Origin of the sequence: Natrarchaeobius chitinivorans (assembly GCF_003841505.1) — an archaeon.
Lineage (GTDB): Archaea > Halobacteriota > Halobacteria > Halobacteriales > Natrialbaceae > Natrarchaeobius > Natrarchaeobius chitinivorans.
Map to the genome: position 1 here is coordinate 52,872 of NZ_REGA01000018.1, position 24,881 is coordinate 77,752.

Here is a 24,881-nt window from a genome sequence, read left to right on the forward strand (position 1 = left end):
AGAAGTACTAAGAGCCTGTGAACGGGACGAACAGATAATGGGGTACGACAGGGGGAAACAACTGTTCTCTTCGCCACACCGCCTCGCGTTACTTCGCGAGTTACGGTCCCAGCCTGCGGATACGCAGTCGCTTACTGACGCGCTGTCGATCTCACGAGTGACCGTCCAGCGCCACCTGAACCGGTGTTCCAAACTCGGCTGGATCCGCAAAGTCGACGGTCGCTACGAACTCACCCCGGTCGGAAAACACGCCTGTGAGGCCGCGACGGCGTTTCTCGACCGCCTCTCGGTGCTTGGGGAGTACGAAGACATCGTTCACACGCTCGCCGCGGTCGACGACTCGTTCGATCCGCTCTTGCTCGCCGACGCGACGATATCGGTCGCCGAACCCAGCAACCCACACGAGCCGATCATCCACTACCGGAACACGGTGACGGAAGCGGCCACGGATTCGATTCGGGGCATCCTGCCGGTGTTCAGTGAACTCCTCACCGAAGTCCACCGCGATCTGTTGAAATCCGAGGTCGAAACCGAACTGGTGGTAACCCAGTCGGTCCTCGAGGCGGCACCACCCGACGCGACGGATATCCCGTCCGACTCGTTCGGCCTCTACGTCATCGACGAGCCACTCGAGTTCGGTCTGACGCTGTTCGACGAGACCGCGGTCGTCGGGACGTACGACGAAGGGACGTTCGTATCGTGTATCGAGAGCACCGATCCGGCGTTTCGCGAGTGGGTCGTAGCCGTCTACGAGGGCTACCGCGAGCGAGCGAGCCGCGTCCCGCTCGAGGTGACCGCCGACCCCGACTGCGTCGTCCAGTCTGGGTCCGATTCTGCGGAGTGAATGCGAGTCGGTGACGGCGCGACCAGAGGCGAACGACCGTCGCCACGAACTCCGCCAGCGGGGACTCGATTTCTCCGACTCGCGTTCGCCTCCTGCCGTCCTCCGACCCCACTCCCGCAGCCTTTTACGCGTACGTGACCAACACGCGGCTAATGAACGTCGTGCCGGATACGAGCGTGGTCATCGACGGCCGCGTCTCGGAGACGATCGAAGACGGGCAGTTCGAGGGAGCGACGATCTCGATACCGGAAGCAGTCGTCGCGGAACTCGAAGCGCAGGCTAACGACGGAATCGAAACCGGCTGGGACGGCCTGGAAGAACTGAAGCAACTGGCAACCCTCGCCGACGACGGCCTCGTCGACCTCGAGTACGTGGGGGAACGGCCCAGCGCAATCGAGCGCGGGCACGCCTCCGAAGGCGAGATCGACGCCCTCATTCGCGACATCGCAGAAGAGCTCGAGGCGACCTTTCTGACGAGTGATATCGTTCAGGCCGAGGTGGCGAAAGCGAAGGGACTCGACGTCACGCACGTATCACCCGAAACCCGCGACGTCGGAACGCTCACCGTCGAGGAGTATTTCGACGAGACGACGATGAGCGTTCACCTGAAGACGGATACGGTCCCGATGGCCAAGCGGGGCGAGCTCGGCGAGATGCGCTACGAGGAGATCGCCGACGAACCGCTCGACGAAGCCACGATGGACGAGTACGCCCGCGAAATCGTCGACGGCGCGAAGGAGGCGCCGGGAGGGTTCATCGAACTCTCCGAACCTGGCATGAAGATCGTCCAGTTCCGCGAGTACCGGATCGCCATCGGCCGTCCGCCATTCGCCGACGGGATCGAGATCACGGCCGTTCGACCGATCGCCCAGACCGACCTCGAGGACTACGACCACGCCGACGAACTCAAAGACCGACTGCTCGAGCGCCAGCGCGGCGTTCTCGTCTCGGGCTCGCCGGGAGCAGGCAAGTCGACGCTTGCACAGGCGGTCGCGCGCTATCTCAACGGTCACGAGTACGCGGTCAAGACGATGGAGAAACCGCGAGACCTGCAGGTCGGTCCCGAGATCACCCAGTACACCGAACTCGGCGGTGAGATGGCCAAGACTGCCGACGCGCTATTGATGGTCAGACCGGATTACACCATCTACGACGAGGTTCGCAAGACCGACGACTTCGAGGTCTTCGCCGACATGCGTCTGGCCGGCGTCGGGATGATCGGCGTCGTCCACGCGACCCGGCCGATCGACGCCCTCCAGCGGCTCATCGGCCGCGTCGAACTGGGGATGATTCCACAGGTCGTCGACACGGTCGTCTACGTCGACGCCGGGGAGATCGCCAAGGTGTACGACGTCAAGACCGAGGTCAAAGTTCCAGCCGGGCTCACCGAAGAGGACCTCGCTCGACCGGTGATCCTCGTCACGGACTTCCAGACAGGCGAACCCGAGTACGAGATCTACACGTTCAACCGCCAGGTCGTCACCGTTCCCCTCGTCGACGAGGACGGCGGTCCCGGAAGCGATTCGGGCGTCGACCGCATCGCCAAACAGGAGATCGAACGCGAGATCCGCTCGGTCGCACGAGGCTACGTCGACGTCCAGCTCAAGAGTCAGGACAGAGCCATCGTCTACGTCGAAGAGGACGACATCTCGAGTGTAATCGGCAAAGGCGGCGGCCGCATCACCGACATCGAAAACCGACTCGGAATCGACATCGACGTTCGGACCCACGACGAGAATCCACACTACGGAGCGAGCGGAGGCGGCGGTGCCGGCACGAACGGCGGCGGCGGCGGTGGCGGCGGTTCCGGGCAAGCCGGGCAGATGGTCACCCCCGAGATCACCTCGAGACACATCGTCGTCCCCGTCGACGGCAACCACGGTGAAACCGTCGAGATCCAGGCCGGCGGCGAGTACCTCTTTACCGCGACGGTGAGCCGCGGCGGCGAGATTCAGGTTTCCCGCGGCAGTGCGATCGCAGACGAACTCGAGGCTGCGATCGATCGGACGGAGCCGATCACGGTCGTCCCCTCGTAGAATATCTACCGCGAGCGAACAACGTGAGCGAGCGGCGCTTTTTTGGTGCAGATTTTTTATCGGGGTTCGAGCGCGCCAGCGGCGCGCGAGGACCCTGGCAAAAAAGGTGCGTGCGTGAGATCCAGGTTTCCCGCGGCAGTGCGATCGCAGACGAACTCGAGGCTGCGATCGATCGGACCGAGCCGATCACGGTCGTCCCCTCGTAGAGTATCCAACCGCCGGTAGAATCGGGCGACCTCAGCGGCCGTCGTCGTCCCGGTACAGCTCCGGATTGCGCCACCAGAACAGTCCCCACGCGAGGACGAATCCCGAAATCATTGCGACGATGTCCTGGACGATCTGAGAGAAACCGAAGTCGCTGATCGCGACGATCGCGAGCGACGACGCAGTGACCGCGCCGACGAGGACGAAAACGACGTCACCGACGATTCGCTCCCACCTGTATTCCCAGTACCCCTGGCGGTCGTCGTCGTACCAGACCCCGACGTAGATCAACACGAGCGACATCCCTGCGATGACCGTCACGACGCGATACTCCTCGGAGAGGCCGGCCGGCTCGAAGACGATAACGTTGATCGCGTTCGCGAGTATCGTCATCCCGAACAGCCCGACCAGCAGCCATCCCCACCGCGGCAACCGCTCTTTGTCCATGCGTGTGGACGGTCACCGTGACAAAATAACCCTACCGTTCTGCGACATTACGTGTCAGTGTCCGAGAGAATCGCAGACAGCCATCGATTCGGATTCGTTACTCGCCAGCCGGAGGACAAGTCGACCTCACTCCGCACAGCAGGCGTCTTTCGGACGCTCTTCGGCCCCGTTTCCGTCCGCGACGACCGGTTCCTCGAGCCGGTAGAGGCTCTGGCGAGCGTCCGCAAAGTAGATGTCCTCGTCTACCATTCCGATCTCCTCGAGGCGTTCGAGGGCGTAACGGACGGTTCGAGCAGATAACATCGATTCCTCGACGATCTGCTTTTGAGTCAGCGGTCCGTCGTACTCGAGAACCTTGAAAACGAGTTTCGCGCTCGGTGGCAAATCTTCGATTTCCTCCCCGTCGTTCTCTCCCATACTACGATTCGAAATCCCCCAGCAGTATAAAAGTTGAGCCTTACCCGTCGACACGATCAGTCAATTATTGTGAGTTACTAGTAGGGTAAATTACCTCGAGAGACCGTGAGCGTCGCGCATTCGAATGATTGACCGGTCAGTCAGGATTGCGAACCACGAGACGTGATCTTCGGGTAATTGTACGGACCGCTGTCACTGTTTTCGAGGACCCACACTCGTTACGGAATCACCAGAAACGACCGCTCGCAGTCGGTTTCATACGGATTACTGTACCGATGTATCGGCGTACCCGCCGCCCGGGTCGCGGGTGCGCCGGTACTGATTTACAGTAAACCGTATCAGACCTGGTCCCACACGTCTTCGTCGTCGAAGTCGGGTTCGCCCTCCTCGTCGAAGCCGTCGGGTTCGTCGAACTCCGAGATTTCGTTCGACGGCGACACCTGACCCGGCGTGGTAGCGGTTTCTCCCTCTGCGAGATTCATCGCCGGCCAGGTCGTCTGTTCCCAGAGGCCGCGTTCGCTGTAGTAGTAGACGACGTCGCCGTTGACGACGGCGAACAGTCCGCGCTGGCGGTCGTGGACGACCCGTTCGTTCGCGTCGATCGCGACGTCGACGACGTCCTCCAGCGTGTCGAGTGCGATGTGGTGATCGCCGATCCACATCGGGATCGATCCCCGGGATATCCACTCGGCGTACCGCCGCTCGTGGACCGACCGTCTGGCGGATTCGACGTCCGTCGGCGCCCGTCGGAAGATGAGAACGCCACCGGCGAGCGACAGCGTTCCGACCAGCGAGAGCACGGCGATGAGCGCCGGACTCCGCGGCTCCGAGATTTCTTGGGTGCCGACGGTGTGGGAGTGTGGTGGCTCGCTCGAGTCCGAAAGCGGCTCTTCGAGCCAGTAGGCCTCTTCGGTCAACTGCAGCGTCGTCGAGTCCGTGTGGGTTCCGGTGTGAGTTCCGGTGTCGTACTCCACCTCGAGGATCATGCGGAGTCCGATCGATCCGACGTTTCCGACCTCCTCTTCGAGATAGCGCTGGCGCTCGAGGTAGGATTCGACATCGATGGTCGTCGAAGACCGCGCGACGCCGTCTTCGGTGGTCGCTGTCGTGTTTATCTCTTCGTGCGTTTCGGTCCAGAACGTATCGTCGCCGCGGCTCGCCTCGAACTGCAGCGTCAATCGGTGCGTGACTTCCCCACCGTCGATCGGGGTTCTGGCGGTTTCGTTCGTCAGTTTCGTCTCCGGTTCGACGACGAGTTCCGGCGACGCGTCCAGAACGTAGACGGGACTGTCGGAGAGCTGTTCGTCCGCTTCCCACAGACTGCTCCCGTCGACGACCGTCGCGCTCGTCCGCACTTCAGAGGCGGCCGATTCCTCCGCAGTCTGTGTGACAGTGGCAGTCTCCGGACTGGCCACGGCCCATCCCGTAACGATGAGGGCGAGAATGCCGATGACGACCAGTGCGATTGCCACCGAACGGCCGTGGTTGGCAAGCACCAGCTCGAGTCGCGGATTGTCGATCACTCGTGTTCCCCCACGTCAGCCGACTCGGCGGTCCCCCGTGAGCGATCCATTACAGAGGAGACAGGTCGGCAGATCAACGTATAAATCGAATCAGGGATGCCATCATTATAACGGTAGTGGTTCGAAGACACGTCTTAGCGCCACTTGCGAAGCTTTCGTTCGATTCGCGTCGAGAGCGGAACGTGATCGCCTGTGGTCCGGATTCGGAAGTCCCCGGTTCCAAAGAGGACGATCACCAGGAGAGAAACGACGCCGACCACGACGCCGTTGACCGCGGCGATCGCGACGAGCGGATGAACGCCGTGGAGCGCGACGAGCAGGGTCGGCGGCAAGACGGCGAGATACCGATACTCACCGACGTGACGCGTGTACTCGCCGGTCGACTCCGGAGCAGTGAGCGAGACCGTTGTCTCGGCGTCGTCGCGCACGCCGACGGTCTGCCAGTTCGGATCCGTTTCGATTCCGGAGCTCTGGGCCTCGTAGACGGCGACGATGGGAACGTATCCCGCGTTGTCAGTCACTCGAGTGAGTTCGCCCGTCTCTCCCGGTGCGAGCACCTGCGGATCGTCGGTTGGCGAGTCCGTACTCACGACGCCGTACTCGGAGGTCCCGGCTGGAACCACCATCGCCGCGGTCGCGAACGTCACCAGAACGAGCAAGACGAGCCCCAGTGCGACCCAGAATCCGATCACGTTCGCCCGGCGACGGCTCCGTCTCGTCTCCCGTCTGGTGGGCCCGAACTGATCGAAGAGGGTGCCGAATGCGAGCATCGCGATCCCGACACCGACCAGAAGTGCCCCGGCGTTTTCGGTCCCATCGTCTGTCGCCAGACCCAGCACCTGTCCGACGGCGTCGGTGGCCGTCGTGACGATTCCCTGGATCCCCATGACGACCGTCCCGAGGTGGGGAACCGTGACGACTTCCCCGTTTACCTGCCAGGCGGTTGCGACGATCTGGCCGTCCGAGACCAGCGGCTCGGGGCCGTCCTGGTCGGTAAACGGGTTGGCGTCGCCGGCGGTTACGTACCCATCGTCGGTCACCTCGACGACGCGGTGGGTCGTCAACCCGCCGTCGTGTAACTCTCGAGCGTCGTATACGACGACGTCACCTTCTTCGATGTCGCCAGAGACGGCGGCCGGAACCGCGACGAAGCCGTCGCCGGCCGACATCGTCGGCTCCATGCTCCCGGTCGCGACGTACCCGAGCAGGATCGGCTGGCCCAGCAGTTGCCCGACGAGCAACGTGACGACGACCACGGCGAGAGCGAGACCCACTCCTCGTTCGAGATACGCTCGAGCCGTCATCTCAACCCCCGGGAGTTCGTCATAGTCGGTTCGCCGCTCGATCGATAGCTGATCGGAAGCACAGCCACATAAAGGCTGGAGAACTCGGGATTGGGTCCGTCATCACCAGCGGCGTCCGGCCCTCGTCAGCGCGAGGAAGAGTCCGACCGCAAGCGGCGGGGCGAGCGCCGCCGTCATGGACGCGGACAGTTCACGGGTTTCGATCGCGAACGGTCCCGGTTCGGTGACTTCGACCGTGCCGGCCGAGACGCCGTCGACGGTGAGGTCGTACGTTCCTGGCTCGTCTGGAGTCCACTCGAAGGAGACCGTTTCCGACTCCGACGGTGCGAGTTCGACGGTTTCCGTCCCGACGACGTCGCCGTCGACCGCGAATTCGACCGAAGCCACGCCCGTTTCGTTGCCGACGTTCTCGTAGGTCGCGGTCACCGTCACCGTCTCGCCCGTCTCGAGGGCGGTCGGGGAGGCCTCGAGGTCCGTCTGCTCGATCGACGCGGCGGTGACGTTCTCGCCTTTCTTCTCGGGATCCTCGATCGGGGGACTGGCTCCGCTCGTGCCGCCACTGCTTGCGTCTTCGCCGTCGTCGTCGTCCTCCGCGTAGGAGACGACGATCGTGAACGTTTCAGTTCCCTCGAGGGCGACGTTCGTGTCGACCGAGACGCCGACCGTCACGACGTCTCCCGCGTCGAGTTCGAGCGGGCTCGAGTCGGTTATCTCGGCGTTCGGGTCGCCATCCTCGTAGAACGCGAGTCCGTCGGCGTCGCTTTCGATCCGGACCGATTCGATCGTGTCGTCCGTGGCGGTTATAGAGAACGCCTCGTCGGTCTCGGTGACGGCCCGATCGTTGAGTCGGTCGAAGTCGAGCGACAACTCGCCGCCGTCGACGGACGCGTACGGCGACGTCGACTCGAGCGTGATCGGACCGGCCGTGTCGCTCTGGACCGACACGGCCGCAGTCGGCACTGCGAGTACCAAGGCGAGTACCGCGATTCCGACGAGCAGGTGTGCGTTCATCGTCTCGAGCGGTATTCAGCGACGACACTCCCGACCAGTTCGTGATCGAGATGGATCTCGTGGTGGTGCAACTGGAAAGACTGCGCGACGGCGTCGGTGTGACGACGCACCGATCACCAGTTTCGGCTAATCGCTCCTCTTCGATTAGGTCGACGCATCAGTGGCCGTGAACGTCATTTCGTCGAGTATGTCGTCGCCGTCGTTCAACGTCGTCTGCGTGGTGTCGATCACGAGGTCGACCGTAACCTCGTCCCCGTCCCCGAGTTCCCATTCGTTGCCGGATTCGGTATCTCCGATGAGGTCGTATTCATCGCTGACGCCCGTCGGCGTGTCGGTGCTCGCGCTCTCATTGAACTCGAGGCTGAAGATCGATCGTGCGTTGGTGTCGTCGACGTTCTCGCCGGACGAGAGCGTAACGCCGAGTTCGATCGGCTGGCCGCCGTTGTTCTCGATGTCGATCGCCCCGTCGACTCTGGTTGTTCCGTTGAGGTTGATGTTATTCTGGTCGATTCCCAGCGTTCCGCCGTCTTCGTCGATCAGCTGCGAATCGGTGTCGCCGCGGAGCGTCAGCAGCGCCGACGAGTCGTCAGCAACCGAGATATCTGCCGTTCTGGTTGCTTCCACCTGGCTGAACGCGCCAGTACCGATTGCTGCGCCACCGCCGGCGACGATCGTTCCGAGTCCGAGTAACACGTTGCGTCTGTTCATTCTCATGGGTTCAGTCTCACGATCCGAACCGTCGATCGGCGATCCGATCCGGTTCGGTTCTTACTCGAGTACCAGACAGTCCACCATCTTTGTATTAGGTAGCCAGAAGGTTCGAACGGTCGGCGAGAAGACGTTCAAGCCGGTCTTGAACGGAGACCATCGACGACGAACCGAACTTGTTCGGGGCCGTCGCCGATGATCTCTGCCGACTCCACGAAATCAGCAAACTTATGTGTCGACCGGGCGTCACTGTTGCTCGTGAGGGGGATCGATGGCGACGCTCGAGGGCGAGACTGACTCGAGCGACGAGGTGCCGGGATCGAGTCGCGGCGAGATTTTCGACCTCTTGAGTAACCACCGCAGGCGGTACGCGATCCACTACTGCAAGCGCGAGGAGGGACCAGTCACGCTCGGCGAGTTAGCCGAACACGTCGCGGCCTGGGAGCTGGACAAGGACGTGTCGGAGATAACCTCGACGGAGCGAAAGCGCGTGTACACCTCGTTACAGCAGACCCACCTGCCCACGCTCGAGCGCGCCGGGATGGTCGAGTTCGACGACCGGACGATCGAACTCACCGACGCCGCCGCCGAACTCGAGGTTTACCTCGACGTCGTCCCCGGTGACTCGATCCCGTGGGGGGTCTACTACCTCGGCCTTTCGGCGCTCGGATTCGTCGTGTTAGCCGGCATTGCACTCGAGATCGTGCCAACGGCGACGGTTCCGCCGCTTGCGTGGGCGGCGATCGTGCTCGTTCTGTTTGCGGCCTCAGCGGTGGTACACGTCCTCTCGAGTCGGCGGATGCGGCTGGGAGAAATCGAACGGCCGCCGTGATCTCGGAGACTGCGCCGAGACGCCGTACTTCGAGTGAGCGAGTCGTCACTCCTCACGGACGTATGGCGGTGGATCCTCGCCGTCGGCGACGGTCGTCACCGAGCCGGAATCGACCGGAATGCCACTTTCGGTCCACACTTCGACCGAGATCTCGTACGGTTGGTTGCTCGTCCCGCCCTGCGTTCCGCCGCCGTCAGGGTAGGTAACGGTGCCTGTCGGCTCGTCGGAACTCTCGACCGTCTCATCGGACCAGGAGTGGTTCTGATTATCGAACGTGACTTCGACGTGACCGAAGTTTTCGGTGTTCGACAGTTCGTACTCGACGACAAATTGGACCTGATCGCGCTGGAGATCCGTGTTGTCGGTTACCGTGAACGACTCGAGGATCGGGTCGTCGTCGCCGCCGAAGTCGTCGTCATCGTCGTCGCTCTCGCCGTCGGCGACCCTGGTCGTTTGCTCGAAGATAACCGATCCCCGTTCCTCGTCGAGGACCTCGAACGTGAACTCGTAGGTACTCCCCTCGGCTCCGCCGTCGTTGCCACTCGAGGGATACGAGATCACACCTTCAGGGTCCGTGACGGTGAACGACTCGTTCAGGTTACGATCGCCGTCGCTTACGTTCTCGACGAACAGCTCCATCCGATCGAAGTCGGGAACGTCGAGAACCTGGTACTGCACGTCGAACTCGACGTTCGAGTTCTGCGTTCGATCGATGATGGCGTAGTTGAGTCCCGGAATCGAGGTTCGGCGTCGCACCTCGACCGAGAGCGATTCGCCGTCGGACGCCGTCACGTCGAACGCGAGCGCGTCCGTTCCGCCGTCCCGTTCGGAGGCGATAGATACCGTAACAGGTATCGACTCTCCCGGCTGGAGCGTCGTTTCCGACGGAGAGACCGACTCCGACTCGAGCGGATCGACCAGTTCGACGGTGACCTCGAGTGGCGTCTCTGCGTTGTTGGTTACGTCGACGAGCGGTTCGTCCGAGGAACCGACAGCAACCAGCGGGGCGACGTCGAGACCGAGCAACGCGTCGCCGTCCGGTCCGACGCCGATCGACGCACCGCGAGTCGCGGCCGTTTGAGAGAACGCACCCGTCTCGGTGAGCATGAACCCGGCGCCGACGGCGACGAAACCGCCGGCGATGACGCTACGGCGCGTGGTCGATCTCCCCCCGGTTCGTCGACGGTTCCCCATGAAATCGAATACATATAAGCTCTCGAGACAGATAAGTAATCTGGTTGAATCCCGTTTTCGAAGAGTGTGCGCGGGGAATTAAGCACGCTCTCCGGTGACCTGCACCTGTACGCTCCCTGGTGACACGCACCTGTCTCGTCGAGTAGAAAAGCGATACGTCGTCACCTATCGCGGCCCAACGGCGTCTCCAACCCGAACGGCTTTTGAACTCCGCTACCCGAGTTCAGTCCATGTCGACCGAATCGATCAGCGATCGACGCGAGCACATCCGCTCGATCAGCGTAACGGCGCTGTCGGCATTGCTCGGCGTCGGCGCGGCGCTGGCCTCCGCTTCCCTGACCGGTGACGTTGCGCCGGCCGAGGCGGCGACCCAGACGACGCCGCTGTTGCTCGTCGTCGGTGCGATCCTCGTCCAGTTCGTGCTCTTCGATTTCACGAGCATCTACGACGACGACGAGTTCGGGGTCAAACACTACCTGTTCATCACGTTCATGACGTTCTCGTTCTGGTTCGTGGTGTGGGGAATCCTGCTGACCGCGGAGGCGGCCGTCTAACGATGGCCGACGACAGTATCGCCGTCGTAGACCTCGATCGGTGCCAGCCCGACCGATGTAGCTACGAGTGTAAAAACTACTGTCCGCCAAACCGGACGGGAAAGGAGTGTATCACCCTCCGCGGCGAGGACGCCGACGAGGGCCAGCCCGAACAGATTCACATCTCCGAGGAGATCTGTCTCGGCGAAACCTGTGGGATCTGCGTCGAGAAGTGCCCTTTCGACGCCATCGAGATCATCAACCTGCCCAAGGAACTCCAGGACGATCCGGCCCACCGGTACGGCGAAAACGCGTTCTCGCTGTACGGACTGCCCGCGCCACAGGAGGGGAAAGTGACGGGGATCCTGGGACCGAACGGGATCGGAAAGACGACCGCCGTCCGCATCCTCGCCGGGGAACTCGAGCCGAACCTCGGCCGCCACGAGGAGTCGCCGGGCTGGGACGAGGTGCTCGAGGCCTACCGCGGCACGGAACTCCAGGACTACATCGCGGACGTTCGCGACGGGGAGGTTACCGTCGCCCGGAAACCCCAGTACGTCGACCAGATTCCGAACAGCTTCGACGGCAACACCCGCGAACTGCTCGAGCGAACCGACGAACGCGACGAACTCGACTCGCTCGTCTCCCGCCTCGAGATCGGCCCCGTGATGGACCAGTCGATCGACGATCTCTCCGGCGGCGAACTCCAGCGAGTGGCCATCGCGGCGACGCTCGCCCGCGATACGGACTTTTACTTTCTGGACGAGGTCACGCCGTATCTCGACATCGGCCAGCGGGTGACCGCAGCGCGGCTGATCCGCGAACTGGCCGAGGACGAAGATCGATCGGTGCTGGTCGTCGAACACGACCTCGCGATCCTCGACTTGCTCGCGGACACGCTCCACGTCGCCTACGGTGAACCCGGTGCGTACGGCGTCGTCACCCCGCCGAAGTCCGTCCGAAACGGCATCAACGAGTACCTCGCGGGGTATCTCGACAACGAGAACATGCGGATCCGGCCGGATCCCATCGAGTTCGAAGAGCACGCCCCGCGAGCGAGCGTCCGCCGCGACACGCTCGTCGAGTATCCCGACCTCGAAAAGAGCTACGGCGACGACGAGTTCTCCCTCGAGGTCGAGGGCGGCGAGATCCGCCAGAACGAGGTCCTCGGCATCGTCGGTCCGAACGGAATCGGGAAATCGACGTTCGCGAAACTCCTCACCGGCAACATCGAACCCGACAGCGTCGGCGGTTCGGCCGACAGGGCCGACCTGGATCTCGACCTCGAGATCTCGTATAAGCCACAGTACGTGACGATCGACCAGCACATGCGCGTCGACGCCTTCCTCTCGTCGATCACGGACCAGTTCGGCTCCTCGTACTGGAACACCGAAATCGCGGGGCCGCTTCAGCTGGAGCGGATCATGGAGCAGAACCTCTCGGATCTCTCCGGCGGCGAACGCCAGCGGGTGGCGATCGCGGCCTGTCTCTCCGATTCAGCGGATCTCTACCTGCTCGACGAACCCTCGGCACACCTCGACGTCGAACAGCGGGTGCAGGCGACGAGCGCCATCCGCCGGTACGCCGAACAGCAAGACGCAACGGTCCTCGTCATCGACCACGACATCTACATGATCGACCTGCTCGCCGACCGGCTGATGGTCTTCGACGGCGAACCCGCCGTCCACGGCCGGGCCGGCACGCCACAGCCGATGCGCGACGGGATGAACGAGTTCCTCGCGAACCTCGAGGTCACGTTCCGTCGCGACGAGCGCACCTCGCGTCCGCGGATCAACAAGCCCGACTCGCAACTCGACAAGCAGCAGAAATCCGACGGCGAGTACTACTACGCGCCGTAGGCGGCGTCCCTGCGTTTTCCAGGCGAGGGTCGAACGGTGGCCACCCAGTCATCTCGTATTTCCGGCAACCAGTGCGAACCCGACCAGCGCGACGACCAGCGACGCGACCACGGCCGCGGCGACCGGAATCGAGAGGACGAGTCCGCCGACCGTCGTGACCGCGACCCCGACGCCGACCGCTGCGACGATCGGTGCGAGCAGGATCAGTACGATTCCGAGGCCCGACGTCAGATCGAGCCGGGAACCACCCTTCTCGATCGGCTGGCGCTCCAGTGGATCGACCAGTCGCCACTCGGGGCTTCGTCGCTCCTCTAAGTGGAACCGACCGCCGAGCGCGGAGAGGGCAACCTCGCCGATCGCATGGGCCGACGTCGTTAGCCAGGTCGGCAGATCACCGCCGCCTCCCGCCTCTTCCTCGAGATCGGTCCGCTCGAGGTAGACCCGTTCTCCGACGACGTGGCTGAGCGACGTCGCATCGTAGCCGACGTCCTCGACGATCCGGGCCAGCAGGAACTCCGTCGACCACGGGATCGGCTTCTCGAGGACGAACTCCTCCGTCTGTCCGTGGGGGAGCGTGACCTCGAGGAGCACTCTCGTCTCGTCGATCGACTCGAGACCGGTGATTCTCCCCTCGACGTACCCCGCCTCCGTCGTCTCGAGGTCGATGCGGCCGAGTTCCTCCTCGAGTCGTCGGGTCGCCGAGTCACGATCGGTTCCGGAGGTACTGCGACCGGTGGACGCGTCGCGGAAATCGTCGTCACGGTCGTACGGTCCTTCGCGGCCGTACGGGTCCGTCGCTTCGTCGCTGTAGCGGGCGCCCGTTTCCTCACGGTACTGATCGGTCTCGTCGACGCTGCGCTCGTCGACCCGTCGACCGCCCGATCGAGACGCACTCGGTCGGGACTGATCGTCGCGTTCGATCTCGAGTTCGATCTCGTCTTCACCGTCTGCCGTATCAGTCATGATTCGCGTGCTGGTACTCGCATCGATGTCGCGCCGTCGATACACGGCAGTAAGCGCCCGTCACAGTAAGGTGTTGTTCTTCCGACAGCGTGACGATCACTCCGTGTGAAACGACCAGTTCATCCTGCCTGAACAGGGGTCCCGTGGGGTGTGTAACCCGAAATCACCATCTGGCGTTTTCGATCACGAGTCGGCGGGAGCAGCACGAAAGACGGCGAACAGCCCCGTGCCGTGTCCGTCGCGTACCGTCGGTTTCTCGTCCGAATCGGCCTCGAGCGAGGTGGGGTCTTCGAAAATCGTCTGTACGCGTCGGTCGACGGCGAACCCGGCCTGCTCGAGCGCTTCCTCTGTCTCGTCGGCGGTCAGGAACTCGGCGTCGGCGTAGAACGGGTTCTCGGCTTTGTGCTCCTGATAGACCCGCCCGACCGGCGTCGATCGATCGAGGACGGCGACGACGAGCGTGCCGTCGGCGGCGAGGACGCGACGAGTTTCCGACAGCGTGCGCTCTATGTCGTCGACGAACGAGAGGACGGTGACGATCGCCACGAGATCGAGTGCGCCGTCGGCGACCGGAAGGAACTCGGCGACGCCGCGGACGGGATCGACGCCCCGGGAACGAGCGCGGACGAGGGGCTGGCGGGCGGGATCGATTCCGACGGATATGCCAAGGGGAGCGGCGAACCGGCCCGTTCCGACACCGACCTCGATGGACCGACCGTGATCGAACTCCTCGGGCAGAACGTCCTCGAGGGCGGCCTTCTCCGCCCGGTAGGCACCGGCGTTGGTCTCGAACCAGTCGTCGTACTCCTCGACGAGCGATTCGAAGGGGGCTGCGGTCATCGGCCGGACACACGAAGCGTCGGGTGAAAGTACTGCTACCTAATCGTTACGTCCTCGAGTGACGCTCGAATCGTCGAACGCTCGAGCCATATCGTTAGAAGAGATCGGTCCGTTCATCGGCGAGGACTGGTCCGTCCGTCACCGCTGCTCAGCTAATCAGTCGCTGGCAGCTTCCACAGAGGTTCTCCTCTTTGATGTCGACTTCGCGAACAGTCGGCGAGAAGTTCATCACACAGCGGTTGTTGTCGCAGTGTTCGAGGCCGTAGGTGTGCCCGATCTCGTGGACGATTTCCTTGCGGACCCGGTTTTCGAAGATGTCGCTCGCGCTCTTGTTCGAGAAGCCCCCGTCGCTCGAGGTCTGCAGCCGGTAGGTCGAGACCACGCTGCCGCTGCCGTCGAGATAGGCGAGCCCGAACACGTAGTTTCGGCGCCGATAGAAGAGGTCGTGGGGTGTGATCGCGATGTTTTTCGCCCCGTTACCGACGCGTTCGGCGAGCTGGATGAACGTCTCGGCGGAGTACTGGTTCCGGCCGGAGTCGTACGCGCCGTTCGGGACTGGTTGTGAATCGCTCACCGAGACGTCGCAGTTGTAAACCGATCGCAGTGCCGAGGACGCCGCCCGCTTGACGTTTGCGGAGACGTTACCCACCGGCACGATGTCGACGAGCATGGCAACAGCTATGGTCGCGGACGCTATAAACGTCCCGCCGTGTGTGACTCTCGCCGTCGATCTCCCGCAATGATCGATTACCTCCGCGAGTACGACCGTCTCGTCGAAATCGGGATCGGCCGTCGAGCCGATCTGGCGGCGGCGCTCGCGAAAGCGGACGTTGCCGTCACCGCAACGGACGTCTACCCACGGGCGGTTCCCGACGGCGTCCGGTTCGTCCGCGACGACGTCGTCGATCCCGATCCAGACGTCTACGCGGACGCCGAGGCGGTGTACGCACGGAATTTGCCGCCCGAACTGCATCGACCGACACTCGAGGTCGCCCGCGAGGCCGACGCCACCCTGTACTTTACGACGCTCGGTGGTGACCAGCCCGCGATACCGGTCGAACGGAAGACGATTCGGGAGGGGACGCTGTACGTGGCTCGCGCCGAGAGAAGGAGTTAACAGCGAGGGGGACGGTTTCGAATTACGATACGTGGCAATCGAGATCCTCCCGATTCCGATCCTGTTCGCCATCGTCGTCGCGGTGCTCGCGCTCGCGATCGTCGGCATCGGAACGCTCTGTGCTGTCGCCGTTCGCCTGTTTACGGTCCCCGGCGTCGTCGTCCACGAGTTCGCCCACGCGAGCGCCTGTCGTCTCGTCGGCGTGCGCGTGCTCGAGGTCGTCTACTTCCAATTTGGCGATCCGGCGGGCTACGTCCGCCACGAGCAGCCACGGCGGTATCGCGAGGCGTTCGTCGTCAGCGTCGCCCCGTTTCTGGTCAATACGATCGTCGCGTTCGTCGCGTTTCTCGGGCTCGCGACGCTCGTCGCGGCCAGCGACGTCGCGTCACTCGGCGACGTTCGAACGATCTCGAGAGAACCCCTCGCTGTCGGGGCCGGCCTGGCGTGGCTCGGCCTCTCGGTCGGCATTCACGCGTTTCCGAGTACGGGTGACGCGGACGTCCTCTGGACGCGCTCGCGCCTCGAGTGGCGACGGTCACCGCTCGTCCTGCTCGGGTTGCCGGTCGTCGCCGTCATCTACGTGGCGAACGTCCTCTCGTGGCTGTGGGCGGACGTCCTCTACGCGCTCGGGTTGCTCGCACTCGCGTTCGCGCTCGTCGGCGTTCCGGTATAGTAGCCACTGCACACCTGATCGCCAGACGGTTCGGCGATGGGTGTGTAACTCGTTTCAGTTGTTACTATTGTAGCCGACGTCGGCGAAACCGGACTCCTCCGAAAACTGTCGCGGGGTCGAAACCCCGCGACCGAAACCGACCGCCTTTATCTCTGTCGGCCCGTTCGTGGCGGTATGCACGCAGACGCCGTCGTCCTCGATATCGACGGAGTGCTCGTCGACGTCGCCGACTCCTACCGCCGGGCGATCGTCGACTCGATCGAGCACGTCTACGACCGCACGATTCGCAAAGAAGACATCCAGGAATTCAAAGATGCGGGCGGATTCAACAACGACTGGGAACTCACCTACGCCGCCGCGCTCTACGTCCTCGCGACGGGCGAGGGGTACGACGAGTCGATCGACGAGTTCACCGACGCCATCGCGGTCGAGGGCGGCGGGCTCGAGGCCGCCGAAACGGTCGTCCGCGACCGGATCGGCGCGCGGGCGACACAGCGCATCACCGACCGCTGGGACCGGGATCGATTGCGGGACATCTTCCAGCAACTCTACCTCGGCGCGGAACTCTATCGCGGTCTCGAGGGCGGCGAACCCGACCTCGAGACGCGGGGGTTCATCCACGACGAACCGGTGATACTCGACGGAGAGGGTCGCGACCGGCTGCTCGCGGAGTACGACGTCGGCGTCCTGACCGGTCGCCCCGAGGCCGAAGCCGAAATTGCACTGGACCGCGTCGGCCTCGACGAGGAGATTCCGGCCGACCACCGGTTCACGATGGACGACTGGGAGGAAGGAAAGCCGCATCCGCGAGCGCTGACGACGCTCGCCGAGCGGTTCGACGCCGACACCGTCGTCTTCGTCGGTGACACGCTCGACGACGTCCGAACGGCGGTCAACGCGTCGGAGGCGGATTCCGGGCGGACGTACCACGGCGTCGGCGTCCTGACCGGCGGGCTCACCGGCGAGGAGGGACGCCGGAAGTACGACGCCGAGGGTGCCGACGCCGTTCTCGAGTCGATCAACGACCTTCCGGGCCGTCTCGAGTCCTGACCGCCTCGAGCCCCGATTTTTCTCCCGCGTCTCGTGTGGTGTGGTCGACCTCGAGATCCGAACCGTCGGCGCGGGTCTCACCCGGCTGTCCGTCGAGCGTGCCGGCACGTTCGCCCGGCCGTTTTTTGCCAATCGGTGACATAGTGAGCGACCGTTCCGATGTCCGAATTTAGCCGTCACGACGACCTCCCCGGGGAACCGACGTCACCGTGGCTCGCCACCACGCTCGAGACCGCCGACGCCGACGACGGTCCGGCGCTCGAGGGAACAGAATCGGTAGACGTAGCGATCGTCGGTGCGGGGATTGCCGGGCTCTCGACGGCGATCTCGCTACGGGAACGCGGCGAGACGGTGGCCGTACTCGAGCGCGACCGAGTGGCAACTGGCGTGACGGGCAAGACGACGGCGAAACTGACGAGCCAGCACGGCCTGATCTACGATCACCTGCGTCGGGAGTTCGGGCTACGACAGGCGAGTCAGTACGCGCGGGTTCAGGAGGATGCCATCGACGAGGTCGAGACGCGAATCGACGCGCTCGGAATCGACTGCGGGTTCGAGCGGGTTCCGTCGTACCTCTACGGCAACGACCCCGCGAAGATCGAACGGGAGGCAAACGCGGCGCGAGAAGCTGGACTCGAGGCGAGTTACGTCACCTCGGTCCCGCCGTTCGAGCGTGCGCAGGCGGCTGTCCGGTTCGACGATCAGGCGTGGTTTCACCCCCGGAAGTACCTGCTCGCGGTCGCAGACGAGTTGCGCGGCGACGACGGCGCGGCGGTCTACGAGGGAACGCGGGTCACCGACGTCGATCCCGGAGATCCCTGTCGCGTTCGCACGCAAGCGGGGAGCGTGACGGCTCGACGGGTGGTCCTCGCGACCGGCTTTCCGATCCTCGATCGGGCCGGCTACTTCGCGCGGATGTACCCGAAGCGATCGTACGTCCTCGGATTGCGACTGGACGGTCCACACCCGGAGGGGATGTACTATCGGCCGGGAGATAACTACCGGTCCGTTCGAACCCACCGCGACGAGGACGGGCGACTCCTGTTAGTCGGCGGCGAGAATCACAAGACCGGACAGGGAGGCTCGACCGCCGAGCGGTATCGACGCCTCCTCGAGTGGGCCCGAAGCCGGTTTTCCGTCGAATCGGTCGACTACCGGTGGTCGACCCAGGATTACAAACCGGCGGACAGGGTGCCACTGGTCGGTCGCGCCGGTCCGGGAACGGAGACCATCTTCGTCGCGACCGGCTTTCGTGGCTGGGGGATGACCAACGGCGTGGCCGCCGGAACGCTGTTGGCCGATCTCGTCACCGGCGAGCGGCCGCCGGAACGCGATCTGTTCGATCCGCTGCGTTTCACGCCGAAGGCGTCACTTGGGGCCACGGTGACGGAAAACGCCGACGCCGCCAGCGAGTTCGCGACCGACTGGCTTCGAACGTTGCTCACTCCGGATCCCCCCTCGCTCGAACGCGGCGAGGGCACGATCGTTCGCCGTGGCGGAGAACCGATCGCCTGTGCACGCGACGCGAACGGCGACCTCCACACGACGTCGGCCGTCTGTACGCACATGTACTGTCTTCTCGAGTGGAACGACGCGGAGTGTAGCTGGGACTGTCCGTGCCACGGCTCTCGATTTTCCCCCGACGGCGACGTTCTCGAAGGACCGGCCACCGAGGACCTCCCGAATCGGGACGACGTGTCGGGTGGCGGTGACCAGTAGTCATGAGTGACGGCGTTTTCATCGCATCGGTACCTATTTAGTTGCATGAATGGTTGGCGGGAGTAGTACGGTGTTATCGCGTGAGCAATACGGTCCGGACCCTCCGTGCGACCGCAGCGTCGATGCTCCTCGAGATCGGAGCGGCGATCGGAACGTTCGTCGGACTCTCCTGGTTCGGGGCCAACGCGGCCCTCGCCGTGGTTCGGGGAGTCGGGACCTCGCCGGCGGATGCCGGCGTTCCTGAGGAGGCGGTCTGGTTCGGCATCCTGGTGGCCGCATCGCTCGGAACGATCTGGCTCGAGCGAAGCGGCTATCGGACGATTCGGGCGAATCCGGCGGGTGGCGGAGAGTTCGCCAGGCTGTCGGTGTGTTATCTTCCGGTTACGTTCCTCCCGGCGGGCTACGCGCTGTCGAGCGTCGTCGGGGGTTCGGGGCTGGTCGTCAACCTGTATCTGATCGCGTGCGTCCTGGTCGGTGGCTGGCTCTCGTTTTACGGCGGCCTCGAACGACTCGACGTCACGTCGGCGTACTTCGTCCGGACGTTTCTGCTCGTCTTCTGTTCGGCCGTTTTTCTCGCGGTCGCTGGCGTCCTGTTGCCCGTCTCGGACGTCCTCCGCGTCTTCGTTCGGACCCCGGTTCTCGGCGGGGCGACTCTCGCCCTCTTCGCTCTTGCCGGCCAGATCCTCGTCCTGTTCGCCGGGTTCGGAATCGCGGTTCGCGATCCGACTCCCGTCCTCGATTGCCGATAGTGACTACACCCCCACACGCCCGTCTGTCTCGCTGGGGTCCGGAGGTCCGAGACGCTCTCGCAGGCTCTCGGTCGTCGAGTGGCAGGTCCCGGTCGAACGTTCAAGCGTTCGCCCGTCGAACGACCGGCATGACCCACACGACACTCGAAGATGTCGAGCGGAGTCTGGATCGCGCGACGGAACTCGAGACGGCAGAGGCCGTCGCCGTGTTGCGGTCGGCACGAGAGGATCTGCGTGATCTCGGAACCGATCCCGACGTGGCCGAGGAACGTCGGCGGGCACTCGAGAACCGGCTCGACCAGCGGATCCGAGAGGTGAAAAACCGCGACGCGTACGATAGCGGACTCGGATCCGCGATGAACCCGGACGAAGACGACGCTCCGTGAGTCCGGATCACGCCGTCCTATCCGACAGCCAGGAGACGACGCCCCGTGAGCCCGGATCGCGCCGTCCAATCCGACGGCCAGGGCGAGTGACGCGAGTGCAGGGTGAGTGACGCGAGTGGAGAGTCCACGCGACGGTCGGGACCGTCGCCGGACTCGCGGCGAAATCGGCCGCCCACCGACCCATTTATTCGGGTGCCATCCAGAGGTGTGTCTATGCGTATCGCACTACTGGGCGGCACTGGCGACATCGGTGAAGGATTGGCGCTCCGGTTCGCGCGCGACACCGACCACGAGGTCCTCATCGGCTCTCGAGATCCGGAGAAAGCACGCGACGCGGTCGACGGCTACGAAACGGAACTCGACGAGCGGGGACACGAGGCGACGGTCAAGGGCTTCGCCAACGAGATGGCGGCAGACAGAGCCGACGTCGTAATCCTCTCGGTGCCGCCGTACTACGCCGGCGACACGGTCGAGGCCGTCGCGGACAGTCTCGACGACGAGACGATCCTGGTCACTCCTGCGGTGGGGATGAAAGGCGACGAAGACGGAATGCACTATCACCCGCCAGGTGCGGGCAGCGTCAGCGAACTCGTCGCTCAGCGCGCTCCCGAGGCGGTTCCGGTCGTCGGCGCATACCACAACCTCGCGGCCGGAAAACTGGCCGATCTGGACGTCGAGTTCGACCTCGATACGCTCGTCGTCGGCGACAATCCGGACGCGAACGAGACGGTCCGAACGCTCACGAACGAGATCGATGGCCTTCGCGCCCTCGAGGCCGGCCCGCTTTCGAACGCCGCGGAGGTCGAAAGCGTCACGCCGCTCGTGATCAACATCGCGAAGTACAACGACGAGATGCACGACGTCGGCGTGAAGTGGGTGTAGCGGCCCGGAGTCGATTCGAAGCCGACGCTATCCGGTCGCTCGCGGTCGAAAAACGAACAAACTGCGTTACGCGCCGGCGGACTCGAGTGCGTCTTCGATGTCCTCGCGCTGGGTGACGCCGACGAAGCGCTCGACGACGCCGTCGTCGTTCTCGATGACGAGCGTCGGCAGCGAGCGCACCTGGTACTCGTTTGCGACGTCCTGTTGTTCGTCGACGTTGACCTTCTCGATCTCGAATCGGCCGTCCCAGTCGTCTTCGAGTTCCTCGAGGATGGGATCCTGGGTCTTGCAGGGGCCACACCAGTCCGCGTAGAAGTCCTTGAGCGTGACAGTCATACGGTTCATCGACAGTTGCCACGCGCCGCGCATAAGGGTTTCCCACTTGCTCGCACGCCGTCGCTTCTGGGTGTCCGCCACCTCGGACAAACGTCGAAAGGTTTAGTTCGCCTCGGCCGGTAACACGTGGTATGGATAAAGGACAGAACACCGGCGGATTGATGTCCAGTGCCGGACTCGTCCGGTACTTCGACGCTGAGGACTCGAACGCGATTCTCATCAACCCGAAGACGGTAATCGCGACGGGCGTCATGATCGGCGTTCTCGTGCAACTGCTGACGTTCGTCGCGTAGTTTCTCGGTCCCGGCGGTTTCTCTGACTCGCGTTCGACAGCGACCGCCGTCTTTCGGCGACGGTCTCGACGGTCCGATTCGATTTCCTCGAGTGATGCCAGTCTCGCCGGACTTCGGGTCGGCCGAGTCCTCTATACGGAATCGGTGCGTACTGATCGTATGACTACTCCTTCCGGATCGCTTCCGAACGAGACGCGTCTCGGCCGAACTGCGCTTCGAACGGCCGATCGGGCCGAACTGGTCGCGTTCTATCGCGACGTCGTCGGACTCGACGTTCTGTCGGAGAGCGGATCAACGACGAGCCTGGGGGTCGACGAAACGGTGTTGGTCGTGGTGATCTCGGACGAGGACGCTCGTCCGCGCGACCGTCGAGAGGCCGGTCTCTTTCACACCGCGTTCAGGGTCCCGGGACGCGCGGCGCTCGGGGACGCCCTCGCTCGGATCCGCGACCGCTGGCGACTCGAGGGGGCGAGCGACCACGGATTCAGCGAGGCGCTCTACCTCTCAGATCCGGACGGCAACGGCGTCGAAATCTACCGGGACCGGCCGCGCGCGGAGTGGCCACGAGCGGACGACGGGAGTTACGTGGCACCGTCTGAACCCCTCGACCTCGATGGAATCGCGGCCGAGGTGGCGACCGAAGCGGCCTCGACGGCACCGCCGGAGACGGACGTCGGTCACGTCCACCTCGAGGTGTCCTCGATCGACGCCGCTCGCGCGTTTTACGTGGAGGCGCTCGGATTCGACGCGATGATCACCAACGGGTCGTCGATGCTGTTCGTCTCGGCCGGCGGCTATCACCACCACGTCGGGTTGAATACCTGGAAGGGCCGAACGCAGTCCATAGCGGACGATTCGCGAGGGCTCGCGTGGTTCGAAGTCGTCGTCCCTGACGCGGCGGTCGCGACGATCCGCGAGCGACTCGAGAGCGAGGAGCTGCGAGAAACCGACGACGAACGCGGCTTCGCGGTCGCCGATCCGGACGGAATCGGGGTTCGAATCGTCTCCGGGGAGTAGTCGGTTCGTGGTACCAATCTCCCGGTCGTACCGGGGACGGCGCGGTCGTACCGTGACGCGTCATTTTTGAGGGGGGCATCCGTACTCGCGGCTATGTCACTGACTGCGGGCGTCGTCGCCGTCCAGGGCGACGTCGAAGAACACGCCGACGCCATCGAACGGGCGGCTCGAGCCCGCGGCCGAGACGTCGACGTTCGCGAGATTAGAACGGCAGGAATCGTGCCCGACTGCGACCTGCTCGCGATGCCCGGCGGAGAGTCGACGACCATCTCGCGGCTGGTCCACGGCGAAGGGATCGCCCCCGAAATTCGCGCTCACGTCGAGGCGAACAAACCGTTGCTCGCCACCTGTGCGGGGCTGATCGTCGCCTCGAGCGACGCGGGCGACGACCGGGTCGACGAACTCGGCGTCCTCGGTGCAACCGTCGAACGCAACGCGTTCGGGCGGCAGAAAGACAGCTTCGAGGCGCCGCTGTCGGTCGACGGGCTGGCCGACGACGAGCCGTATCCGGCGGTGTTCATCCGCGCGCCGGCCATCGCCGAAGTCGGCGACGCCGAGGTGCTCGCCTCGTGGGACGGACGGCCGGTCGCGGTTCGCGACGGCCCGGTCGTCGGCACCTCGTTTCATCCCGAACTGACTCCCGACAGTCGAATCCACGGGCTGACGTTCTTCGAAACCGACGCGGCGTCGGTTCCGGCTCTCGAGAAGTCGCCCTGATCCGCTCGAGATTCGGGCGGCCGTGCCTTCGAATCGGGGCCGCCAGGCGGCCGTGCATCCAGCCCGGACCTGTCGGAGAGCCATGTAGTCGCGGTCGGACATGCACGCACTCGCGACCGGATATGCATGCACTCGCGACCGGACCTGTTTTCTCTCTCGCACGCGAGAGTAGGAATATGCAGGCATCCATCGATTCGGTTCGCGTCGCGGGGACTCCACAGGGTCCGGTTCCGGTCGTGGTCCTCGCCGTCGACGACGAAGACGACGTCGTTCCCATCTTCATCGGCTTCGAGGAGGCGACGAGCATCGCACGCGGTCTCGAGGCCGAAGACATCGGCCGGCCGTTGACACACGACCTCCTGCTCGACGTGATGGAGGAACTGGGCAGTCGGATCGACCGCGTCGTCGTCAACGCGATCGAAACTCGAGAGGACGGCCGCGGCGGGACGTACATCGCCGACCTCCACGTTCAGACGCCCCGCGGCGACGCCGTCGTCGACGCCCGTCCGAGCGACTCGCTCGCGCTGGCCGCCCGGACGAACGCACCGATCGAGGTCACCGAAGACGTCTTCGAGGACGGCCGAGACGACAGCGAGAAGTTCGAACAGTTACAAGACATCCGTACCGTCTCCGGTGAACTATAGATGGAGGACGTACTCGAGGAGCTGTTCGACGTTATCGAGGATCGCAAGGAAACGTTGCCCGAGGACTCGTACACCGCCTCGCTTTTCGCCCACGAGAAAGGCGAGAACGCGGTGCTCGAGAAACTCGGCGAGGAGACGACCGAACTCGTGCTCGCGGCCAAAGACGACGACCGCGACGAGGTTGCCTACGAGGCCGCCGACATCGTCTATCACTTGCTCGTGTTGCTCTCGATGAAAGACATGGAGTTGGCGGATCTCGAGGCGGAACTCGAGGCCCGCCGGTAGCGACCGATTCGGCCTCGATCACGAACTGTCTTTTTGACCAGTACGCGATCCAACAGATTTGTTTACCCACGGATCGAAACGAACGATAGTGACGAGTCGTCCTCGAGTAACCCGCGCAGCGTTCTCTTGGAGGCCTCCAGGTTGGACGGCGCGTTCTCTCGGAGGTTTCCAGATTGGACGGCGCGTTCTCTCGGAGTGTAAACGCGTGGGTACCTTCATGATCGGACGGGCCCCACGTCTACCGGAACGAACAATCGCCGCTTCGGATCGAACGCGGTGTGATACGTATTACTGTGCC

The 24,881-nt window shown here is 63.9% G+C and carries 29 protein-coding genes; 17 read left to right on the forward strand and 12 right to left on the reverse strand.

Translation table 11 applies throughout. From position 1 onward, the window contains the following. The first annotated feature begins 37 nt into the window (after positions 1-37). Positions 38-844: a helix-turn-helix transcriptional regulator gene (locus tag EA473_RS17360; RefSeq protein WP_124196911.1), complete on the forward strand. Its 807-nt coding sequence runs from the start codon at positions 38-40 to the stop codon at positions 842-844. A gap of 152 nt (positions 845-996) precedes the next feature. Next, positions 997-2,880, forward strand: a complete 1,884-nt coding sequence (locus EA473_RS17365; RefSeq protein WP_124196912.1) for a PINc/VapC family ATPase — start codon at positions 997-999, stop codon at positions 2,878-2,880. Positions 2,881-3,117: 237 nt separating this feature from the next. Here EA473_RS17365 and EA473_RS17370 read toward each other — a convergent pair whose 3' ends face one another. From EA473_RS17370 to EA473_RS17395, 6 genes are all read right to left on the reverse strand, one after another. Then, positions 3,118-3,531 carry a hypothetical protein gene (locus EA473_RS17370; protein WP_124196913.1) on the reverse strand — a complete coding sequence of 138 codons (414 nt, stop codon included), beginning with the start codon at positions 3,529-3,531 and terminating at the stop codon, positions 3,118-3,120. 126 nt (positions 3,532-3,657) lie between these two features. Continuing rightward, complete coding sequence (locus EA473_RS17375) at positions 3,658-3,948, reverse strand: MarR family transcriptional regulator (RefSeq protein ID WP_124196914.1); 291 nt, start codon at positions 3,946-3,948, stop codon at positions 3,658-3,660. 338 nt (positions 3,949-4,286) lie between these two features. Continuing rightward, positions 4,287-5,471 carry a DUF5305 domain-containing protein gene (locus tag EA473_RS17380; protein ID WP_124196915.1) on the reverse strand — a complete coding sequence of 395 codons (1,185 nt, stop codon included), beginning with the start codon at positions 5,469-5,471 and terminating at the stop codon, positions 4,287-4,289. A gap of 134 nt (positions 5,472-5,605) precedes the next feature. Further along, a complete protein-coding gene (locus EA473_RS17385; protein ID WP_124196916.1) occupies positions 5,606-6,775 on the reverse strand; it encodes a signal peptidase I in 1,170 nt (389 codons plus the stop codon). Positions 6,776-6,877: 102 nt separating this feature from the next. Further along, positions 6,878-7,786 carry a CARDB domain-containing protein gene (locus tag EA473_RS17390; protein WP_124196917.1) on the reverse strand — a complete coding sequence of 303 codons (909 nt, stop codon included), beginning with the start codon at positions 7,784-7,786 and terminating at the stop codon, positions 6,878-6,880. A 144-nt stretch (positions 7,787-7,930) separates the two neighbouring features. Next, positions 7,931-8,500 carry a hypothetical protein gene (locus EA473_RS17395; RefSeq protein ID WP_124196918.1) on the reverse strand — a complete coding sequence of 190 codons (570 nt, stop codon included), beginning with the start codon at positions 8,498-8,500 and terminating at the stop codon, positions 7,931-7,933. 265 nt (positions 8,501-8,765) lie between these two features. Between EA473_RS17395 and EA473_RS17400 the strand changes: the two genes are divergently transcribed. Beyond that, positions 8,766-9,326, forward strand: coding sequence for a DUF7344 domain-containing protein (locus EA473_RS17400; protein ID WP_124196919.1), 561 nt, complete (start codon positions 8,766-8,768; stop codon positions 9,324-9,326). 45 nt (positions 9,327-9,371) lie between these two features. On the opposite strand, the gene EA473_RS17405 is transcribed toward EA473_RS17400, so the two are convergent. Then, positions 9,372-10,520: a hypothetical protein gene (locus EA473_RS17405; protein ID WP_124196920.1), complete on the reverse strand. Its 1,149-nt coding sequence runs from the start codon at positions 10,518-10,520 to the stop codon at positions 9,372-9,374. 230 nt (positions 10,521-10,750) lie between these two features. Here EA473_RS17405 and EA473_RS17410 point away from each other — a divergent pair, with 230 nt between their 5' ends. Together EA473_RS17410 and EA473_RS17415 are read left to right on the forward strand one after the other, a co-directional pair. Next, positions 10,751-11,074, forward strand: a complete 324-nt coding sequence (locus tag EA473_RS17410; protein ID WP_124196921.1) for an EMC6-like membrane protein — start codon at positions 10,751-10,753, stop codon at positions 11,072-11,074. A 2-nt stretch (positions 11,075-11,076) separates the two neighbouring features. Further along, positions 11,077-12,912, forward strand: a complete 1,836-nt coding sequence (locus tag EA473_RS17415) for a ribosome biogenesis/translation initiation ATPase RLI (protein WP_124196922.1) — start codon at positions 11,077-11,079, stop codon at positions 12,910-12,912. A gap of 48 nt (positions 12,913-12,960) precedes the next feature. Here the strand turns inward: EA473_RS17415 and EA473_RS17420 are convergent, their stop codons facing one another. The 3 genes from EA473_RS17420 to EA473_RS17430 form a co-directional block, all read right to left on the reverse strand. Continuing rightward, complete coding sequence (locus tag EA473_RS17420) at positions 12,961-13,875, reverse strand: hypothetical protein (protein WP_207890211.1); 915 nt, start codon at positions 13,873-13,875, stop codon at positions 12,961-12,963. Between the two features lie 183 nt (positions 13,876-14,058). Further along, on the reverse strand, positions 14,059-14,715 hold the full coding sequence (locus tag EA473_RS17425) for a class I SAM-dependent methyltransferase (protein ID WP_124196923.1): 657 nt from the start codon (positions 14,713-14,715) through the stop codon (positions 14,059-14,061). Between the two features lie 148 nt (positions 14,716-14,863). Then, positions 14,864-15,385, reverse strand: coding sequence for an archaemetzincin family Zn-dependent metalloprotease (locus tag EA473_RS17430; protein WP_124196924.1), 522 nt, complete (start codon positions 15,383-15,385; stop codon positions 14,864-14,866). A 39-nt stretch (positions 15,386-15,424) separates the two neighbouring features. On the opposite strand from EA473_RS17430, the gene EA473_RS17435 reads away from it, so the two are divergent. The 3 genes from EA473_RS17435 (at position 15,425) to EA473_RS17445 (ending at position 17,555) form a co-directional block, all read left to right on the forward strand. Further along, positions 15,425-15,832: a UPF0146 family protein gene (locus tag EA473_RS17435; RefSeq protein WP_279387672.1), complete on the forward strand. Its 408-nt coding sequence runs from the start codon at positions 15,425-15,427 to the stop codon at positions 15,830-15,832. 31 nt (positions 15,833-15,863) lie between these two features. Continuing rightward, positions 15,864-16,505: a DUF3267 domain-containing protein gene (locus tag EA473_RS17440; protein WP_124196926.1), complete on the forward strand. Its 642-nt coding sequence runs from the start codon at positions 15,864-15,866 to the stop codon at positions 16,503-16,505. Between the two features lie 174 nt (positions 16,506-16,679). Next, positions 16,680-17,555 carry a TIGR01548 family HAD-type hydrolase gene (locus EA473_RS17445; protein ID WP_124196927.1) on the forward strand — a complete coding sequence of 292 codons (876 nt, stop codon included), beginning with the start codon at positions 16,680-16,682 and terminating at the stop codon, positions 17,553-17,555. Here the strand turns inward: EA473_RS17445 and EA473_RS22390 are convergent. Beyond that, positions 17,524-17,697 carry a hypothetical protein gene (locus EA473_RS22390; RefSeq protein ID WP_165875316.1) on the reverse strand — a complete coding sequence of 58 codons (174 nt, stop codon included), beginning with the start codon at positions 17,695-17,697 and terminating at the stop codon, positions 17,524-17,526. The genes EA473_RS17445 and EA473_RS22390 overlap by 32 nt on opposite strands. 17 nt (positions 17,698-17,714) lie before the next feature. Between EA473_RS22390 and EA473_RS17450 the strand changes: the two genes are divergently transcribed. The 4 genes from EA473_RS17450 to npdG all read left to right on the forward strand — a co-directional run bounded on the left by EA473_RS17450 (position 17,715) and on the right by npdG (position 21,291). After that, complete coding sequence (locus EA473_RS17450; RefSeq protein ID WP_124196928.1) at positions 17,715-19,274, forward strand: FAD-dependent oxidoreductase; 1,560 nt, start codon at positions 17,715-17,717, stop codon at positions 19,272-19,274. 80 nt (positions 19,275-19,354) lie between these two features. Then, complete coding sequence (locus EA473_RS17455) at positions 19,355-20,023, forward strand: hypothetical protein (protein WP_124196929.1); 669 nt, start codon at positions 19,355-19,357, stop codon at positions 20,021-20,023. A 128-nt stretch (positions 20,024-20,151) separates the two neighbouring features. Beyond that, positions 20,152-20,409 carry a hypothetical protein gene (locus EA473_RS17460; protein WP_124196930.1) on the forward strand — a complete coding sequence of 86 codons (258 nt, stop codon included), beginning with the start codon at positions 20,152-20,154 and terminating at the stop codon, positions 20,407-20,409. A gap of 213 nt (positions 20,410-20,622) precedes the next feature. Continuing rightward, the gene (npdG, locus tag EA473_RS17465) at positions 20,623-21,291 is read left to right on the forward strand and encodes an NADPH-dependent F420 reductase (protein ID WP_124196931.1); all 669 of its coding nucleotides are present in this window, start codon (positions 20,623-20,625) and stop codon (positions 21,289-21,291) included. Between the two features lie 66 nt (positions 21,292-21,357). Here the strand turns inward: npdG and EA473_RS17470 are convergent, their stop codons facing one another. Next, positions 21,358-21,660: a thioredoxin family protein gene (locus EA473_RS17470; RefSeq protein WP_279387674.1), complete on the reverse strand. Its 303-nt coding sequence runs from the start codon at positions 21,658-21,660 to the stop codon at positions 21,358-21,360. Between the two features lie 98 nt (positions 21,661-21,758). On the opposite strand from EA473_RS17470, the gene EA473_RS17475 reads away from it, so the two are divergent. From EA473_RS17475 to hisE, 5 genes are all read left to right on the forward strand, one after another. Beyond that, positions 21,759-21,920: a preprotein translocase subunit Sec61beta gene (locus EA473_RS17475; RefSeq protein WP_124196933.1), complete on the forward strand. Its 162-nt coding sequence runs from the start codon at positions 21,759-21,761 to the stop codon at positions 21,918-21,920. Positions 21,921-22,079: 159 nt separating this feature from the next. Beyond that, on the forward strand, positions 22,080-22,937 hold the full coding sequence (locus tag EA473_RS17480) for a VOC family protein (protein ID WP_124196934.1): 858 nt from the start codon (positions 22,080-22,082) through the stop codon (positions 22,935-22,937). Positions 22,938-23,030: 93 nt separating this feature from the next. Beyond that, on the forward strand, positions 23,031-23,654 hold the full coding sequence (pdxT, locus tag EA473_RS17485) for a pyridoxal 5'-phosphate synthase glutaminase subunit PdxT (protein WP_124196935.1): 624 nt from the start codon (positions 23,031-23,033) through the stop codon (positions 23,652-23,654). Positions 23,655-23,830: 176 nt separating this feature from the next. Then, on the forward strand, positions 23,831-24,298 hold the full coding sequence (locus EA473_RS17490) for a bifunctional nuclease family protein (RefSeq protein WP_124196936.1): 468 nt from the start codon (positions 23,831-23,833) through the stop codon (positions 24,296-24,298). Further along, positions 24,299-24,583: a phosphoribosyl-ATP diphosphatase gene (hisE, locus tag EA473_RS17495; RefSeq protein WP_124196937.1), complete on the forward strand. Its 285-nt coding sequence runs from the start codon at positions 24,299-24,301 to the stop codon at positions 24,581-24,583. Positions 24,584-24,881: the final 298 nt, after the last annotated feature.